Origin of the sequence: Candidatus Arthromitus sp. SFB-turkey (assembly GCF_001655775.1) — a bacterium.
Taxonomy (GTDB): Bacteria; Bacillota; Clostridia; order Clostridiales; family Clostridiaceae; genus Dwaynesavagella; species Dwaynesavagella gallinarum.
Genome location: NZ_LXFF01000034.1, coordinates 1 through 17772, shown reverse-complemented (window position 1 = coordinate 17772; position 17772 = coordinate 1). Strand labels below are relative to the sequence as shown.

Here is a 17772-nt window from a genome sequence, read left to right as displayed (position 1 = left end):
TCTTATCTAACAAATTTACTAAAAATATATACTCGATTCTAAAATATTTTTTCGATATTTCCAATCTGGCATCATTACTTGAAGTAGTAAATAAAAGTTTTTTGAATGATTCGCATGAATAAAATGACAAAACTCATGCATCATTACATATTCAATACATATCCTTGAAGCTTCAATTAATCTTGAATTAATTGTAATAACTCCTTTTATTGGTTGACATGATCCCCATCTTGTAGACATTTTCCTAATTTTTATTTCTGGAAATGAAACTCCATACTTTTCAAATTTTTTATAAACCTCATTTGCAATTTCATTATAAATCTCGACTGTTTTCTCACTTATCCATTTATTAATAAGATTTTGTTTTTTCAAAAAATCATCATTGCAAACTTTCAAATAAATAAACACACCATCACTATAAACTTCTTCATCATTAGATATAATAACTTTTAATCTTAAATCTTTTCCCAAAATCTTAAAACTTTCACCACTAACATATTTTTTAGGTGCCTTCTTAAAACCTTGCATCTTTTTAAATTTCTCTATTGATGATAAAACATATTCTCCTTTTGAAATAACAAAATCATCTATTCTAAAAACATCAATATATTTAGGCGCTGAAACACAAACACTTCCATCAAATTTAATTCTTAAATTAATATTTTTTACGTTTTTGTATGTAAGTGTATAATTAATGTCTCTATCCATAGCAGAAACTACTCTTAACATTAAAACCTCCTAAGTGCAACAGTCTTTACATTCTCTACAATTTTGTCAGTTAAATCATGAGAAATTTTTTCACGTACATCTTCACCATAATCATAAAATAAATCTTCAATATCTTGTGAAATTTTATCATGAACAGATTTATTATTTCTCCAATCAACTTTGCTATGTTTCTTAATTATTTTTGTAATCTCAATTGAAATTTCTGCTATAAAATCTAAATCAAATTTATCATTTAAAAGAGCACCTAGTACACCATAAAAAGCTTGAGCGTGTACATCATTCTTAATTTTATCAGGATAATTTACACTGCTTCTTCTTTGAAAATAATCTTCCATTATTTTTTTCATTTTTTCAAGATATTCTGCATCATTAATTCTTCTATCTTTGTATTCTTGTAAAGCTATTTTAATTCTTTCAGAAAAGCTTTCATAATATGCAGGATTTTCGTCATATTTTTCACTTATACTTTTAGTGATTCGACTTTTTATAGCATCTGCCTGTGCTTTTTTAGAAGTAAGTTCTTTAATTTCACGTTCAAACTCTTCTTTATTCAATATATCTACAGGAGCTGTAATTTTTCTTAGACCTTCAACAGATAAATGTGTATCAAGTAAATTTTGCATAAGTGGTTCATATTCTTTGTTATCAATAGCATCAAAATATCTTACTTTTACACTTCTACGGAGTTTTTGCCAAAAGGTAAAAGATTGTTTATACTTCTTTAACTCTTCAGGAGAAATTTTAGAATAAACCGCTTCAGAATTCAAAGCAGTATTAAGATTTCTACCAAAATCACAAAGAAAATTATAAAAATCATTACGTATACTTTCATCTTCTAAATAAGTTTCAATTTCTTCAATATCATCTTTATTTTTTATATGTAAAAATAAATCTGAAATACGAGAATAACTATTCCTTAAATCTCCAATTACAGATATGACATCTGTTATAGTTCCCTTAAGATCTTCCCCATCATATAATTCAAGTCCTGCTCCACTATACATATTCATTGCACTGTCAAGCTTTTCTATAAGTCCTCTATAGTCAACAATTAGTCCGTAATCTTTTCCTTCCATTAAACGGTTTGTTCTAGCAATAGCCTGTAATAGTGAATGTTCTTTAAGTTCCTTATCAATATAAAGAACTTGACAAATAGGTGCGTCAAATCCTGTTAAAAGTTTTGAGCAAACAATTAAAATATCAATTCCCTCATCTTCTCCATGTTTTCCGTGAATAAATCTATCTTTAACAACTTCTTCGTAACGCTCTTCACTTCCATATTCTCTTATAATTTTTGCCCAATATGATTTTACTTTGTCGTCATTTGATTCATCTACATCATCATGACCCTCACGCATATCAGGAGAAGAAATTACAACAGCACAATTTAAATCTCCCATTTGTTCAAATGCTTCTAGATAACGAATTGCATCTTTTTTATAATTTGTTGCGAGCATGGCCTTAAATCCAGTATCTTTATAACCATCAATAAAATGTCTATTAATATCAAGTGCAATACGCTTAATTCTTGCATCGGTTGAAGTAAGTCTTCTTATTTTACTCCATTTATTTTTCAAGTCTTTTTTCTGATTGTCAGTAAGTCTTTTTGTAATTTCTTCAAACCAAAGGTCTATATTTTGCTCATCGACTTTTTGTTCAACAAAACGCCCTTCATAAATAAGAGGAACAATTGCATTATCATCAACACCATCTTTAATTGTGTATTTATGAATTAGTTTTCCAAACTTTGTCATTGTGTTCTTTTCCTTTTTCATTAAAGGCGTACCAGTAAAACCAATGTAACAAGCATTTGGAAAAACTTTTCTCATTTTTATTGCCAATTCTCCATAATTTGAACGATGGCTTTCATCAACTAAAATAAAAATATCTCTTCCTTCACGTTTTAAACCACTACTTTCAACAGTATTAAATTTGTTTATAATACATGTAATAATATCAGCTTTACCATTTTCAATAAGTTCGATTAAATGTTTTCCACTTGTAGCTCTTGCAGGGTTAAGCCTTGTATGGGCAAAAGTTTTTGAAATTTGAAAATCAAGTTCTTTTCTGTCTGTAACAATTGCAACTTTGGGGTTAAACTGTGAAAATTCCATCAAAATATATTTCGAAAGCATTACCATTGTTAAAGACTTTCCACTTCCTTGAGTGTGCCAAATAACACCACTTTGTCTATTTCCATTTTCATCATTTTCATTAATTGTTTTTATAATTTCTTTGATTGCGAAATATTGTTGATATCTACATATTTTTTTCACATTTGCATCAAAGAGTACAAAATATTTTGTAAGTTCTAAGAGTCTTTCTTTTGAAAACATAAAAATAATATTTTTGTCTTGAACAGTTGCAAATCTATCAGAAATATATTTTGGTATTGATTGTTCTAAAAAAGATTCATCTTGTTCTTTCCACACGCTCCAAAACTTTTTTGGAGTGTTTGTTGTTGCGTATTTTACATTATTTTTATTTGTTGACATGAGAATTTGGGCAAATTTATAGAGTTGTGGAATATATTCTGATTTTTGATTTCTTATGGTTTGTTCTATACCTTGTTCAACAGAAACATCAGATTTTTTACATTCAATTACAGCGAAAGGGATACCGTTAACAAATAGAACGATATCGGGACGGGCGTTATGTTGTTTATCAATACTTTCAACTTGATATTCATCTGTAACATGGAAAACATTATTTTCTATATTTTCCCAATCTATATATTTTAAATTAAAGTTTTGAACTTTTCCATTTCCAACGATTTCGGAATAACTTTTTCCAAGAAGAAGAATATTATAAATTTTTTCACTAGTTGGAACTAGTCCATTGGTCAAAGGTTCGTCCAGATCTTCAATAGCTTTTTCTATGTTAGCAGAAGAAAATTCCATAGACTGACTTCCAAAATTAACTTTATTAAGTTTTTTAAGTTGTTCTCTTAATATTCCTTTTAGAAGCACTTTATATAAAGAACCCCTTTGAATATCGCATTCCTCAGGAGAAATATATGTATAACCCATTTTTTGTAAAAGTTCTAGGGCAGGTTTTTGGCTTATATTAAATTCTGAAAATAAATCTCCGTTCACACTCTACCTCCTGTAAATAAAAAATTATAGCGAGACTGGAAAAGACTCGCTATAATACTATTTTTAAAATTTATACTTTCACTCTAACAATTCCCGTCAATAATAACTGCATTAATGCTTTTTTCTTTCGCTTTTCCTCTTCCAGTTCCTCTTGTAATAGTTTAAGTTCTTTATCTGCTGTAGTCAAGATTTCTGCAATTGCTTTTTGTTCTTCGAATAATGGAATATCAAATTCTTCATTAAATAATCCATCAAAATCTACACTTTTTCCTTGTCTTGCAGAGATAATTAAATACAAACTACTTAATCTTAAATTATTAATATCTAATAATAATTTTAAATAATACGGATCAATATTTACGATGTCTAATACTTTATAAGCAGGACTAACACAATAAATTTTATTTACTATATTAACTCCGTAAACAATTTGATTTGTTCCTATCCCAAAACAAATTTGATTATTTTTAAAAACTTTATTTCGTGAATAATTTTTAGATAAATCTTTACTAAAAATATCTTCTCTTTGTCTTATTCCATAAACTCCAATAGCTACTGGTTTTATATTTCTATCACCAACAAATTCATTATTTTCGTTCATTAAATTTCCCAACTTAACTTTCTTCCATTCACCATTAAAACCTTTTAAACGTTTCTTTCCTGTAACAAGACTTTGTACTAAATATTTTTTCTGTTTCTCTTTCTCTTTTAAAAGCTTCTCTTTCAATTCAATTACTTTGTCTTGTGTTGAAAGTATTTCGGAAATTTTTTGCTGTTCAGCTATGGAGGGAATTGATATTTTTAAAGAATGAATATCATTCCTATTTAATGTAGGAACAGTAGATCCAGCATCATATTTACTAAAATCTATAAATGTATATAGATAAAAAATATATTTTGGTATGCTATTTATAAAATTTGTTACCCATAAACTTGTATTATGAGCCCAATAATTTTTCTCAGTATAAAAAACTTTTCCAATTGTACCTGAACGTCCTGTCCACACTCCAGGTCCTTTAACTTTAAATTCATTGTGATATCCAGTAATTCCATTTGAGCAACATATAGGATAAACTCCTTTATTAATTTGATAACTTGGTAAATCAAAACCTCTTTGAAGTGGGGCTATATCTTTCAATTTATTTTCTTCCCACTCATTCGGAACAATTCCAATTTTTGTTTTCTTATACCCTTGAGGGACTTCACCATTTTTTATTTGATCAATTCGTTGTTTGATTTCTTTCGTCATGATATCCCCCTAACTTTCATAATACAATGCTATGGCATGAATAATATATATTTTGTTAATATTTGAAAACATTTCAAATATACTTTCGTTTATTATCTTATAAAAATTTTTAAAAGCATCTAAAATTGAATCATCTTGATAATCTTGGTTATCTTGTATATTAATAATATTGGTAATATTTCCCATAAACTTTATTTTTCCGCCATATTTAAATGCAATTATATCTGGATTATCTCTAAAATTTTTATCATCTAATAATATTAAATAATTACCACAAATAGCAAATCTTTTATAAGGAATTATTTTTTGTATTATTACTATTATTTCATAACTAAATTTTATATCATTTTCTCTATTGTTTAACGTTAAATTCGTATTTTTATTTATTCTATTTAAGTTCCTAAAATTTTTAAAAATCCCATCATTTCCAAAAATATTTTTAAAATACTCAAAATCTATAATTGTAATTTCATTTTCTTCTAAAATAATATCTCCGGTATTAAAATCATTTATTTTTATTAAATTTTTATCTTTTAAAATTTTTTCAACCATTTCAAAAGAATAATCATGTAAAACTTTTTCCTCAATTCTACTTTTAATATTTTCATCCGATATAGTTGAACTATTATTTTTTTCAACTTGACCATTTAAATTTAAACCTAAAATTTTGAGTATTTCTACTCCAATTTCACCACTAATCACTCCATTTAAATTCAAATCTTTTGTCTGTGAAGTTGATTCAGAAGATTGTTTCTCATTACTGCAATTTACAAGTAATCCTTTTTTCATTTGTGCTAAATATGAATTAATATAATCTTGATCCAAATATATAAATTTTTTCATAATCCCAATTCCTCCAAATATTTTTTCATTTGAGATTGAACAGATTGAAGTTCATTTTCAATTTTTTCAATATTTTGTTTTACCTCATCAATATCAACAATTTCTTCTTCCTCAAAAGTATCAACATAACGTGGAATATTTAAGTTATAATCATTTTCCCTAATTTCCTCAACCATCGCAACATAACTATATTTTTCCACTACTTCCCTATTCTTATAAGTACTAACTATCTTTTCTATATCACATTCACGTAAGACATTTTGATTCTTGCCCTTCTCAAAATTCCCTTCTCCTGACGCATCAATAAATAATACATCTTTTGTTTTTCTGTTTTTCTTAAACACTAAAATACACGCAGGTATACCAGTTCCAAAAAATAAATTCGCTGGCAACCCAATTACTGCATCTAAAAGATTACATTCAATAATCTCTTTACGAATTCTACCCTCAGACGCTCCCCTAAACAAAACCCCATGAGGTAAAACAACTCCCATTCTTCCACTTTCTCCATCTAAACAACTAATCATATGAAGAACAAAAGCATAATCCCCTTTAGATGTTGGAGGAACTCCCCACTCAAAACGCTTATAATAATCAAGCTCAGGTCTCATTTTTTCTTTCTTACTAGAATTCTCATTTGCTACCGCTGATAAAAATCCACTATCCCACTTATCTAAAGAAAATGGAGGATTCGAAACAATTACTTGAAATTTCATTAAACTATCATTTTCAATTGTCTTAGGCTCTGAAAGCGTATCTCCCATATGAATTTGTGCATCGTCAATTTCATGAAGAAACATATTCATCTTACAAAGCGCCCAAGTTTGAGCATTTTGTTCTTGACCATAAATAGCAACTTTTTTAGACTCAACTTCTTTAAACGCCTTAAGTAATAAACCACCACTCCCACAAGTTGGATCATAAATTCTATCATTTTCTTTCGGCTCTACTAATTTTGCAACAAGTTTTGAAACATTACTCGGAGTGTAAAATTCTCCTCCCTTTTTACCTGCATCAGAAGCAAAATTCGCAATCATGTATTCATAGGCATCTCCAATAATATCACCTTCCTCAAGCTGACTAGGTCTTAAATCAAGCACATTAAAATCTTCAAGCAAATTTTTTAAAGTAGCATTTTTCTGTTTCACTTCCCCAAAATCAACCGTACTATTAAAATCAATAGAACGAAAAACATCTCTAAGTTTTCCACTGTTATGCTCTTCAATAGAATTCAAAGCAACATTTATTATTTGCCCTATTTCATTATCATTTCTTTTACTATAAAGATAATCAAAAGTAATTTCTTCATTTAAATAAACAGGCTCTCGCTTCATTGCACGTTCAACACGTATTTCATCGCCTTCATAACGATTTATATATTGTTCTTTCCTTTCCTTATAAACATCACTTAAATATTTGACAAATAACATTGAAAGAATATAATCCTTATAACGTGAACTATCAATTTTACCTCTAAAACTATCGCACGCATTCCACAAAACTCTCTCAACATCTTTTCTTGTAGTCATTCTATTATTTCTCCATTTCTTTTTGAATTTTATTTATAAGCAGAGAATTATACTTCTGCTTTTGCTCTTTCAACTTTGTAAGTAAAATTATTTCTTCTTTGCACAACCTATTTATTTCAGCTAATTTTTCTTGCTTTTCTAATGATATAATTTTAATTTCAAGCTCTGAAAAAAATAATGGTCGTATTGTTCCAAGCATTGATGTGCTAGTTGACAGTGAAATTTGTTTATGAATTTCATTTGAATTAAGTATGCACTGCAAATATCCTGGTATAATTTTTTTTAAATCACATCTTATAATGACAAAATGTGAAGGCACAAGAAGTCCCTCAGTTTGTTCATCAATTATAATTGCCGTATATGGATAAGATAAACGTACAATCACATCATTTTTATGAGTAAAATATTCTTCTTTCAAATTTTCATTTGAAATAAATTCTTCTAAATAATTCTCATTAATAACTTCATCATTATTTATAGATTTTAAAGTAAGTTGCTTATATTTAAATTTTTCAACATCTGTAGGTTTGACCTGTTTTCTATTTAATACAAGACCAGTTCTTAAAAAAGCCACTTCTTTAAGTTTCATATTTCACCTCTTTTTGTTATGGTGTAAAAATAACATTTTTCAATTAAATTATAAATCGCAATTTTAAATTTGTAAATAATTTTTAGCAAACTTTTTTGTTATGTGTTATAAATAACAAAATATAAATTTATAACCTTTAAAAATAAAGTCAAACAAAAAAGGCAATTAGAAATTATCTAATTGCCTTTTAAAATTTTATATTAGTCATCTAATCCAAGTCTTCTTAAAATTTGTTTAAACTCAGCACCATCAGTCATATCATCAATTACTTCTCTTAATGCTTCTCTTTCGTTTCCTTCATCTCTTAACTCAGCTTTATATCTGTTAAGCCAGTAGTTGAAACCTCCTTGATCTGGTTGTCTTTGGAATATTCCAGCATATAGTTTTTTAATTTTATCTTCTGGAGTTGGAGCAATAGTTAAAAATTCATTTTCAGATAATAAATTTTTAAAGAAGTCATCCAAATCAACTTGTCCACTCGAAAGTTTTTGAACCCAATAATTTAAGCCTTGTTGGTCAACTTCTCTTCCAAAAACATTCTTATAAACATCTCTTAAATAATCAGAAATTGCTTGAGTATTTGCAATAGGTCTTGTAACTGTCGATGAACCACCATTTGTACTACCACCTTGTATAGTAAAAGAATTAATTCTATATTTATAATCAATTCCTGAACGATCTTCCAACTTCAAAATAAGATTATTGTAAGTTACACCATCTCTTAATCCATATATAATAATATTACCTCCACTAATTACCTCATCTATATTATCATGTGGCTCATTTTCTGTATCAACCTCTTTTATATTTATACCACTTGGAATAGCAACTGTTACAGCTTTTCTTCCTCCATACGTAGTTAATCCTGATATAGATATATTACCTTTAAATATATCTCTGTCATCCCAGTCATCATCATATCTATCATACCAATCATCATCAGCTTGTACAGTTATAGTTGGTTCACCAAACACATTTACACCAATAGCAACTGTCATCGAAAATATTAAAGTTGAAGCAATAATCTTTTTAATTAATTTTGAACTCATAACAAACTCCTATACTAATTAATTTTTATCTGAGTACAATTATACATTTTTTGAAATTGTTTTTCAATCTTTTTTCGTAACTATTTTGTTAATCTTTATAATATGTTGATTTTTTTTTGTAATTTAATTATAATTTATTTTTAACATATTATATATTTCATGATTTCATGCAAAAAAAATTCCTAACGATAAACACGATAAGAATTTTCAAAATAAAATTTATAATTTTTATTACATATCTTTCCAAATTGAATCAGAAGGATTTTCACGAAAAGTAATAATTTTCTTAACATCACTTTCTTTAATGAATCCATATTCCACAGCAACTTCAACTAAAGCATCTAAATTACATAAAGAAATATTTCTCACATTATTTTTTTTAAGATTATCAATTCCTTTTTTCATTCCATATGTAAAAATTGAAACAATTCCCAAAACATCACAGTTTGCATTTCTAAGAACATTTACAACATCAACACAACTTCCAGCAGTAGAAATAAGATCTTCAACCACAACAACTTTACTCCCTTCTACTACTTTTCCTTCTATTTGATTTGTCCTTCCATGATCTTTGGCACTTCCACGAACATATCCCATAGGCAATTCCAAAATTTCTGATACAATTGCAGCATGAGCAATTCCAGCTGTTGATGTTCCAAAAACTCCTTCACATTCTGAATACTCTTTTTTAATAAGTTCTGCTAAACCTTCTTCAACATCTTTTCTCACTTCAGGATAAGAAAGTGTAAGTCTATTATCACAATAAATAGGACTTTCAATTCCAGATGCCCAAACAAAAGGTTTATCTGGTCTAAGAAATACCGCTCCTATATCTAACAAATGTTTTGCAATTTTCTTTTCCATAATTAATTTTCCTTCCTTTAATTATTCACAAAATTCTTTTACACAACGATTATAAACTTCAACTGGATTTTCTGCTTGAGTAATAGGACGACCTAATACAATAAAATCTGTTCCAATCTCTTTAGCATTTTTAGGAGTTGTAACTCGAACCTGATCTCCTTTTTCTCCATCATCAAATCTTACTCCAGGAGTTACGGTTATAAAATCCATTCCCACAGCATTCTTTACCATTCCTGCCTCTAATGGAGAACAAACTACTCCATCAAGTCCTGCTTTTTTAGCATTTTTTGCGTAATGAACTATAGTATCATTTATTTTTGATTCTATAAGCAATTCTTCTTTCATTCTTTCCTCACTTGTTGATGTAAGTTGAGTAACTGCAATCACAAGAGGACGAGTTCCGTCTTCTCTTATACTTCCTTCTAAAGCTGCTTTCATCATACTAATAGTTCCTGCAGCATGAACATTAACAATGTCAACTCCTAAATGAGATAAACTTCTCATTCCTCCCTTTACAGTGTTTGGAATATCATGAAGTTTTAAATCCAAAAATATTTTATGTCCTCTTTCTTTAATCTCTTTAACTATAGAAGGTCCTTCAGCATAAAAAAGCTCCATACCAACTTTTACAAATAATTTTTTATCAACAAATTTATCCAAAAAATTTAAAGCAGTTTTACCATCTTTAAAATCTAAAGCAATAATTACATCTCTTTTCATATTATCCTCCTTTAAACTTTACCTATTATATCGTTTAAATCTTTAATACCATATCGTTCCATAACTTTAGGTAAATTTTCAATAATTTCTTTACACGCATATGGATTTTTAAGATTAGCCGATCCAACCTGAACTGCTTTAGCTCCAGCATACATCATTTCAATTACATCTTCTGCAATTGAAATTCCACCCATTCCTATTACTGGAATTTTTACTGCACGTGAAACTTGATAAACCATTCTAAGAGCTATTGGAAAAATTGCAGGTCCTGAAACTCCTCCCATAACATTAGCAATTACAGGTTTTCCAGTGTTTAAATCTATTCTCATTCCTAAAAACGTATTAACAAGACTAATACCATCTGCACCAGCCTCTTCTGCAGATTTAGCAATAGAAACAATATCAGTTACATTTGGACTTAACTTTATGTAAACAGGTTTTGTAGTAACTTCTTTTATTGACTTTGTAACCTCAAAAACATTTTTTGGATCAGTACCAAAAGCAATTCCACCACATTTGACATTTGGACAAGATACATTAACCTCAATTATACCAACCTGACTTTCTTTATCAATAAGACTACAACAATGTACATATTCATCAACAGAAAATCCAGATATATTCGCAATAACCTTTTTATTAAAAAATTTCTTAAGATTCGGCAACTCATAATTTATTACTGCATCAATACCAGGATTTTGTAAACCAACAGAATTTATCATTCCCATAGGTGTTTCTGCAATTCTAGGTGTAGGATTCCCAAAACGAGGATTTTTTGTTGTTCCTTTAAAAGAAAAACTTCCCAAAATATTTATATCATAAAAATCCTTGAATTCAACTCCATATCCAAAGGTTCCAGAAGCAGGAATTATAGGATTATCTAATTGCCATCCAGATAAAGTTACTTTTGTATTTACCATTTAATTTCCTCCTTCAACCATACAGGACCTTCTTTACAAACACGTTTATATCCTGTAAGAGTATCACAACTACATCCCATACAAGCTCCAAAACCACAACCCATTCTTTCTTCAAAAGAAAGTTGTCCAGAACAATTAGTTACATTTGAAACTGCTCTAAGCATTGGAATAGGTCCACAAGCATAAAAATAATCATAATTTAATAGCTTCTCTATAACATCTGTAACAAATCCTTTTGTTCCATAACTTCCATCATTTGTTGTTATGTAAACTTCACATCCAAATTTTTTAAATTCTTTTTCAAAAAATACATCTTCTTTACTATTAAATCCCAATATAATTTTAGGGCTAATACCTTTTTTAACTAAAAATTTTGTTAAACCATACATAGGTGGCACTCCAACTCCTCCACCAATAACTAAAGGATTTTTACTTTCATCTTTAACTGTAAATCCATTTCCAAGTCCAGTAAGAATATCTAGTTTTGTTCCAACACCCATAGTTGACATAGCTTTTGTTCCTGCACCCACAACTTTATAAATTATAATAATTTTATCATTATAAAAATCACATACAGAAATAGGTCTTCTAAGATAAAATCCTTCTATTTCAATATTAATAAATTGTCCTGGAGCAGTTATAAAAGACGTATCTCCTTCTAACGCCATATAAAAAATATTTTTTGCTATTCTCTTATTTTCCAAAACAGTATAAATATTTTTTTTATACATTAACTTCCTCCTTTTTTATTATTATAGCCGAGCTAAAAAGCCCGGCTATTTACTTTTCTATTCAGCATCTATTCTAGATACTGGTAAAGTTATTTCTTCTAAAACATTTAATAAAACATTCACAGTAGAAAGACTTGTGAATACACCAATATTATTTTCAACTGCATGACGACGAATTAAAAATCCATCTTCTTGTGTATCAGATCCAATTTTTTGTGTATTAATAACGTAAGTTACATAACCATTTGTAAGACTATCAATAATATCATCACTACCATCAGAAATTTTTGCTCTTACTTTTGTTTTAATACCATTTCTCTTTAAAAATTCAGCCGTTCCCTCTGTTGCCTCGATATTAAATCCTAAATTATAAAAACGTCTTAATAAAGGTAATGCTTTTTGTTTGTCACCATCTGTAAGAGTTACCAAAACCGTACCATAATTTTGAACTTTAACTCCAGAAGCTTGTAAAGCTTTATACAATGCACGATTAATTTTAATATCATATCCAATCGCTTCACCAGTAGATTTCATTTCAGGTGAAAGGTAAGCATCTAGTCCTACTATTTTTGAAAAAGAGAATGTTGGAGCTTTTACATAATATCTTTTTGATTCATCTTGAACATAAGTACCATAACCAAGCGATTTAAGAGAATGTCCTAACATAACCTTAGTAGCTATATTCGCCATTGGAATTCCTGTAGCTTTTGATAAGAAAGGAACTGTTCTTGAAGAACGTGGGTTTACTTCTATAACATAAACATTATCAAATTCATCAACAATAAATTGAATGTTAAATAAACCTTTAATACCAATTCCCAAACCTAACTTAATAGTATAATCAATTATTTTATTCTTAACTTCTTTACTAATAGTGTAAACAGGATAAACAGAAATACTATCTCCAGAATGAATACCAGTTTCCTCAACATGCTCCATTATACCTGGAATAAATACATCTTTACCATCACATATAGCATCTACCTCAAGTTCTTTACCAATGATATATTTATCAACTAAAACTGGTTTATCTTCATCAACTAAAACTGCTGTTTTAAGATATTTTTTTAATCCCTCATCATCTTGAACAATTTGCATAGCCCTACCACCTAAAACATAAGACGGTCGAACTAAAACAGGATAACCAATTTTATTTGCAACCTTAATTCCTTCTTCAATATTTGTAACAGCTTGACCACTTGGCTCAGGAATTTCTAAAACGTGCATAATTTTTTCAAACTTATCACGATTCTCAGCATTTTCAATTGCTTCAACATCTGTACCGATAATATTTACACCAAGTTCTTTAAGGTCATTTGCAAGATTAATAGCGGTTTGCCCTCCAAGAGAAACAATCACTCCCTCTGGTTTCTCCATTTCAATAACGTTCATAACATCTTCAACTGTAAGAGGTTCAAAGTATAACTTATCTGCTGTTGTATAATCAGTTGAAACTGTTTCTGGATTGTTATTTATAATTATAGCTTCATAACCTGCCTCTTTAATCGCCCATACAGAATGAACTGTAGAATAATCAAACTCTACCCCTTGTCCAATTCTAATAGGTCCTGAACCTAAAACTAGAATTTTCTTTTTATCAGTTATAACACTTTCATTTTGTCCATGATAACATGAATAAAAATACGGAACATATTCTTGTTGATGTTTTACATTATCAACTATACGATAAACAGGCATTATATTATTTTCTTTTCTAAACCTAAACAACTCTAATTTGTTCATTCCCCAAATTCTTGCAATATAACTGTCTGAGAATCCCATATCTTTAGCTTTTCTTAAAACTTCTACATTTTTTACGTTTAATTTTATAACTTCCTCATAGTCAATAACTTCTCTAAACATATCAATAAATTGTGGCATAATAGCTGTTGCCTTATTTATTTCCTCTGTAGTAGCTCCTTTTCTAATAGCTTCACAAAGGGAGAATAATCTTTCATCTGTTGGTGTAGCTATATTTTCAAGTAATTGTTCTTTCGTATAACTTTTAAACTTTTCCATTTCAAAATGATCAACGCCAATTTCTAAACCTCTTACAGCTTTAAGCATAATCTCTTGAACAGATTGACCAAGACTCATAACTTCACCAGTAGCTTTCATTTGTGTAGAAAGTTTATTTGAAGCTGATGTAAATTTATCAAATGGGAATCGAGCAACTTTTGCAACAACATAATCAATAGCTGGTTCTATTGAAGCTGGAATACCACTGATTGATATTTCATCAAGGGTAAGACCAATAGCAATTTTTGCTGTAACTCTAGCTATTGGATAAGCTGTAGCTTTTGATGCTAAAGCAGAAGAACGACTTACTCGAGGATTAATTTCAATGAGGTAATATTCCATTGTTCCTGGTTTAAGTGCAAATTGAATATTACATCCACCTTCTATTTCCAAATGTTTAAGTATTTTTAATGCAGAAGCTTTGAGCATAGAAAGTTGTTCACTCTTAAGATTTTGACACGGTGCAAATACTATACTGTCACCTGTATGTATACCAACTGGATCGAAATTTTCCATATCACATATTGCTATAGCTTTATCATTTTTATCACGCATTACCTCAAATTCTATTTCTTGATATCCTTTTACACTTTTCTCTACTAAAACTTGATGAACTGGAGAAAGAGCAAGTGCATGTTCCATCATCTCAACAAATTCTTCTTCAGTGTCAGCAAATCCGCCTCCAGTTCCTCCAAGTGTATATGCTGGTCTTAAAACTACTGGAAGTCCAATTCTTTTCATTGCTTCAATTCCTTCTTCTAAGGAATAAACAATCTCACTTGAAATAACTGGCTCACCAATTTCTTCGCACATCTTTTTAAATAAATTTCTATCTTCTGCTTTCTTAATAGAATCTATCTTCGTTCCTAAAACTTCTACTTGGCATTCATCTAAAATTCCTTTTTCTCCTAATTGAACACAAAGATTAAGTCCTGTTTGTCCTCCAAGTCCTGGAACTATTGCGTCTGGTCTTTCATGACGAATAATTCTCGCTACATACTCAAGTGTAAGTGGTTCCATATAAACTTTATCTGCCATTTTAACATCTGTCATTATAGTTGCAGGATTTGAATTTATAAGAACAACTTCATATCCTTCTTCTTTTAAAGCAATACATGCTTGTGTACCTGCATAATCAAACTCCGCTGCTTGACCTATTACAATTGGTCCTGAACCTATAACTAATATTTTTTTAATATCCGTTCTTTTTGGCATAATCTTTTTCAGGCTTTTATTTAAGCCCTTCCTCCTTCATTTATATTAATTAATTTATTGTATACAATTTTTCCATCACAAATAGTAAACAAAATATCACCAGTAAGTTTCATACCTTCAAATGGTGTAGATTTTCCTTTTGAAACAAACTCATCTGGATTAACTATCCATTCTTTATTTCTATCAACAATAGTAAAATCTGCTTTTTTACCTACGCTAATTCCATATTCTAAACCAAAAATTTTTCTAGGATTAATACTCATTAATTCAACTAATTTTTCAAAACTAATATGTCCTGTATTAACCATAAAAGTATTTATTACTGCAAAACTTGTTTCTAGTCCAACAACACCCATATTACTTCTTTTAAGTCCTTTACTTTTCTCCTCATCAGTATGAGGTGCGTGATCTGTTGCTATCATCTCAATTGTTCCATCTTTAATTCCTTCTATTAAAGCATCTCTATCTTCACTACTTCTTATTGGAGGATTCATTTTAAATCTTCCTTCTTCTTTTAAATCCATATCACAAAAAGTTAAATAATGAGGGGTGGTTTCACAACTAACTTTTAATCCTTTAGATTTTGCATTTCTAACTATGTCCACTGTTTCTTTAGTTGAAATATGACATACATGATATTGCCCACCAACTTCCTCACATAGTTCTACATCTCTTTGAACTTGTTTATATTCACTAGCTGAGCTTATACCTTTATGACCATGAAGTTTTGCATACTCACCATCATGAATGTATCCTCCACAAACTAAGCTTTCATCTTCACAATGAGCTACTATTGCCTTACCAAATTTTTTGGCCATCTCCATAGCTTCTTTCATTATCTCTCGACTTTGTATTCCTCTTCCATCATCAGAGAAAGCAAAACATTTTTCACTTAAACTTTCAAAATCAACTAACTCTTTTCCTCTTTGTTTTTTGGTAATCGAAGCATGTGGCAAAACTTTTATCACTGCATCACGATCAATTATATCCTGCTGAATTTTTAAATTTTCAACACTATCTGGAACCGGATTTAAATTCGGCATACTACATACAAGGGTAAATCCTCCTTTTGCTGCCGCATTTGTTCCACTTAAAATGGTCTCTTTATAAAAAAAACCGGGTTCACGTAAATGTACATGTACATCTGCAAAACCCGGCAATATATGTAAATTATTTAAATCAACAATAACAACATCATCCAAAGAAATTTCTCTTTGAATATCAACAACAATACCATCTTGAATTAATACATCAGACTTTTTAAAATTCCCATTAACATAAACAATTCCATTCTTAAATAAAATTTTCATTTAAGAGACCTCCCTTCATTCTATCATAAATTTAAGTGATACATAAAAGATACACTAGGTATCATTCTATAACATTTAAACATAATTTACTATATGTTTTTTTAAAATTTTAAAATTTATTTTTTAAAACAAAGTACACTTTAATTTTTTAAACACTCAATTTAATTCATATCAATCTTTCAAGGCACGCTCTACAATAGCCATTCTTACAAACACACCATTTGACATTTGTTTAAAAATTCTACTTTTCTCACATTCAACACATTCATCATCAATCTCAACACCACGATTAAATGGAGCAGGATGCATTATGATTGCTTTTTCCTTCATCAATTCAACTATATTTCTATTAAGACCAAAATTTTTATTGTATTCCTCTTTACTTAACACCATACTAGAAGTCAATCTTTCATTTTGAATTCTCAAAAGCATAATAACATCCATTTCTTTTACAGCTTTATGAAAATCAATATAATTAAGACCTTCTTCCTTAAATTCTTGCGGTCCAGATGTATAAACATTCATCTTTAATCTTTTCATAACTTCTATATTAGTATGTGCAACACGAGAATGAACAATATCTCCTACTATACATACATTTAATCCTTCAAAGCAATCAAATTCTTGCCTAATCGTAAGCAAATCAAGAAGCGATTGTGAAGGATGATTTCCTGTACCATCACCACCTGAAAGTATAGGCATTTTTATATTTTTAAGTTGCTTATAATATTCATTTTCACTATGACGAATAATAGCCGCATCACATCCTAAAGCTTCAAATGTTTTTACAGTATCATAAAAAGTTTCACCTTTTTTCATAGAAGAAACTTCTCTATCAAATGTAATAACTTGTCCACCTAAGCGCATAACCGCTATGGAATAAGAATTTTGAGTTCTAGTGCTTGGTTCA

14 protein-coding genes are annotated in these 17772 nt (G+C 29.2%); all 14 read right to left on the bottom strand.

Going from position 1 to position 17772, the window contains the following annotated elements:
- Positions 1–18 precede the first annotated feature (18 nt).
- Positions 19–729 (bottom strand): M48 family metallopeptidase, encoded by a 711-nt coding sequence (locus A6P36_RS06735; RefSeq protein WP_066762389.1) that lies wholly within the window; start codon positions 727–729, stop codon positions 19–21.
- A complete protein-coding gene (locus A6P36_RS06730) occupies positions 729–3824 on the bottom strand; it encodes a type I restriction endonuclease subunit R (RefSeq protein ID WP_066762386.1) in 3096 nt (1031 codons plus the stop codon). The genes A6P36_RS06735 and A6P36_RS06730 overlap by 1 nt, the downstream gene beginning before the upstream one ends.
- Before the next feature lie 70 nt (positions 3825–3894).
- Positions 3895–5073 (bottom strand): restriction endonuclease subunit S, encoded by a 1179-nt coding sequence (locus tag A6P36_RS06725; protein ID WP_066762384.1) that lies wholly within the window; start codon positions 5071–5073, stop codon positions 3895–3897.
- A gap of 9 nt (positions 5074–5082) precedes the next feature.
- Complete coding sequence (locus A6P36_RS06720) at positions 5083–5916, bottom strand: DUF6414 family protein (RefSeq protein ID WP_066762382.1); 834 nt, start codon at positions 5914–5916, stop codon at positions 5083–5085.
- The gene (locus A6P36_RS06715; protein ID WP_066762378.1) at positions 5913–7445 is read right to left on the bottom strand and encodes a type I restriction-modification system subunit M; all 1533 of its coding nucleotides are present in this window, start codon (positions 7443–7445) and stop codon (positions 5913–5915) included. The genes A6P36_RS06720 and A6P36_RS06715 overlap by 4 nt, the downstream gene beginning before the upstream one ends.
- Positions 7446–7449: 4 nt before the next feature.
- The gene (locus A6P36_RS06710; protein ID WP_066762375.1) at positions 7450–8034 is read right to left on the bottom strand and encodes a hypothetical protein; all 585 of its coding nucleotides are present in this window, start codon (positions 8032–8034) and stop codon (positions 7450–7452) included.
- 200 nt (positions 8035–8234) lie between these two features.
- Positions 8235–9083: a DUF4214 domain-containing protein gene (locus tag A6P36_RS06705; RefSeq protein WP_066762373.1), complete on the bottom strand. Its 849-nt coding sequence runs from the start codon at positions 9081–9083 to the stop codon at positions 8235–8237.
- A 231-nt stretch (positions 9084–9314) separates the two neighbouring features.
- Complete coding sequence (gene pyrE / locus A6P36_RS06700) at positions 9315–9947, bottom strand: orotate phosphoribosyltransferase (protein WP_066762370.1); 633 nt, start codon at positions 9945–9947, stop codon at positions 9315–9317.
- 21 nt (positions 9948–9968) lie between these two features.
- Positions 9969–10667 carry an orotidine-5'-phosphate decarboxylase gene (gene pyrF, locus A6P36_RS06695; protein ID WP_066762367.1) on the bottom strand — a complete coding sequence of 233 codons (699 nt, stop codon included), beginning with the start codon at positions 10665–10667 and terminating at the stop codon, positions 9969–9971.
- Positions 10668–10678: 11 nt separating this feature from the next.
- The gene (locus A6P36_RS06690; RefSeq protein ID WP_066762365.1) at positions 10679–11587 is read right to left on the bottom strand and encodes a dihydroorotate dehydrogenase; all 909 of its coding nucleotides are present in this window, start codon (positions 11585–11587) and stop codon (positions 10679–10681) included.
- Positions 11581–12318: a dihydroorotate dehydrogenase electron transfer subunit gene (locus tag A6P36_RS06685; protein WP_066762363.1), complete on the bottom strand. Its 738-nt coding sequence runs from the start codon at positions 12316–12318 to the stop codon at positions 11581–11583. The genes A6P36_RS06690 and A6P36_RS06685 overlap by 7 nt, the downstream gene beginning before the upstream one ends.
- 57 nt (positions 12319–12375) lie before the next feature.
- Complete coding sequence (gene carB, locus A6P36_RS06680; protein ID WP_066762360.1) at positions 12376–15552, bottom strand: carbamoyl-phosphate synthase large subunit; 3177 nt, start codon at positions 15550–15552, stop codon at positions 12376–12378.
- 20 nt (positions 15553–15572) lie between these two features.
- Complete coding sequence (locus A6P36_RS06675) at positions 15573–16862, bottom strand: dihydroorotase (RefSeq protein ID WP_066762357.1); 1290 nt, start codon at positions 16860–16862, stop codon at positions 15573–15575.
- A 171-nt stretch (positions 16863–17033) separates the two neighbouring features.
- Positions 17034–17772 (bottom strand): aspartate carbamoyltransferase catalytic subunit (locus A6P36_RS06670; protein ID WP_066762352.1); only part of this gene is annotated, 739 nt, incomplete at its 5' end.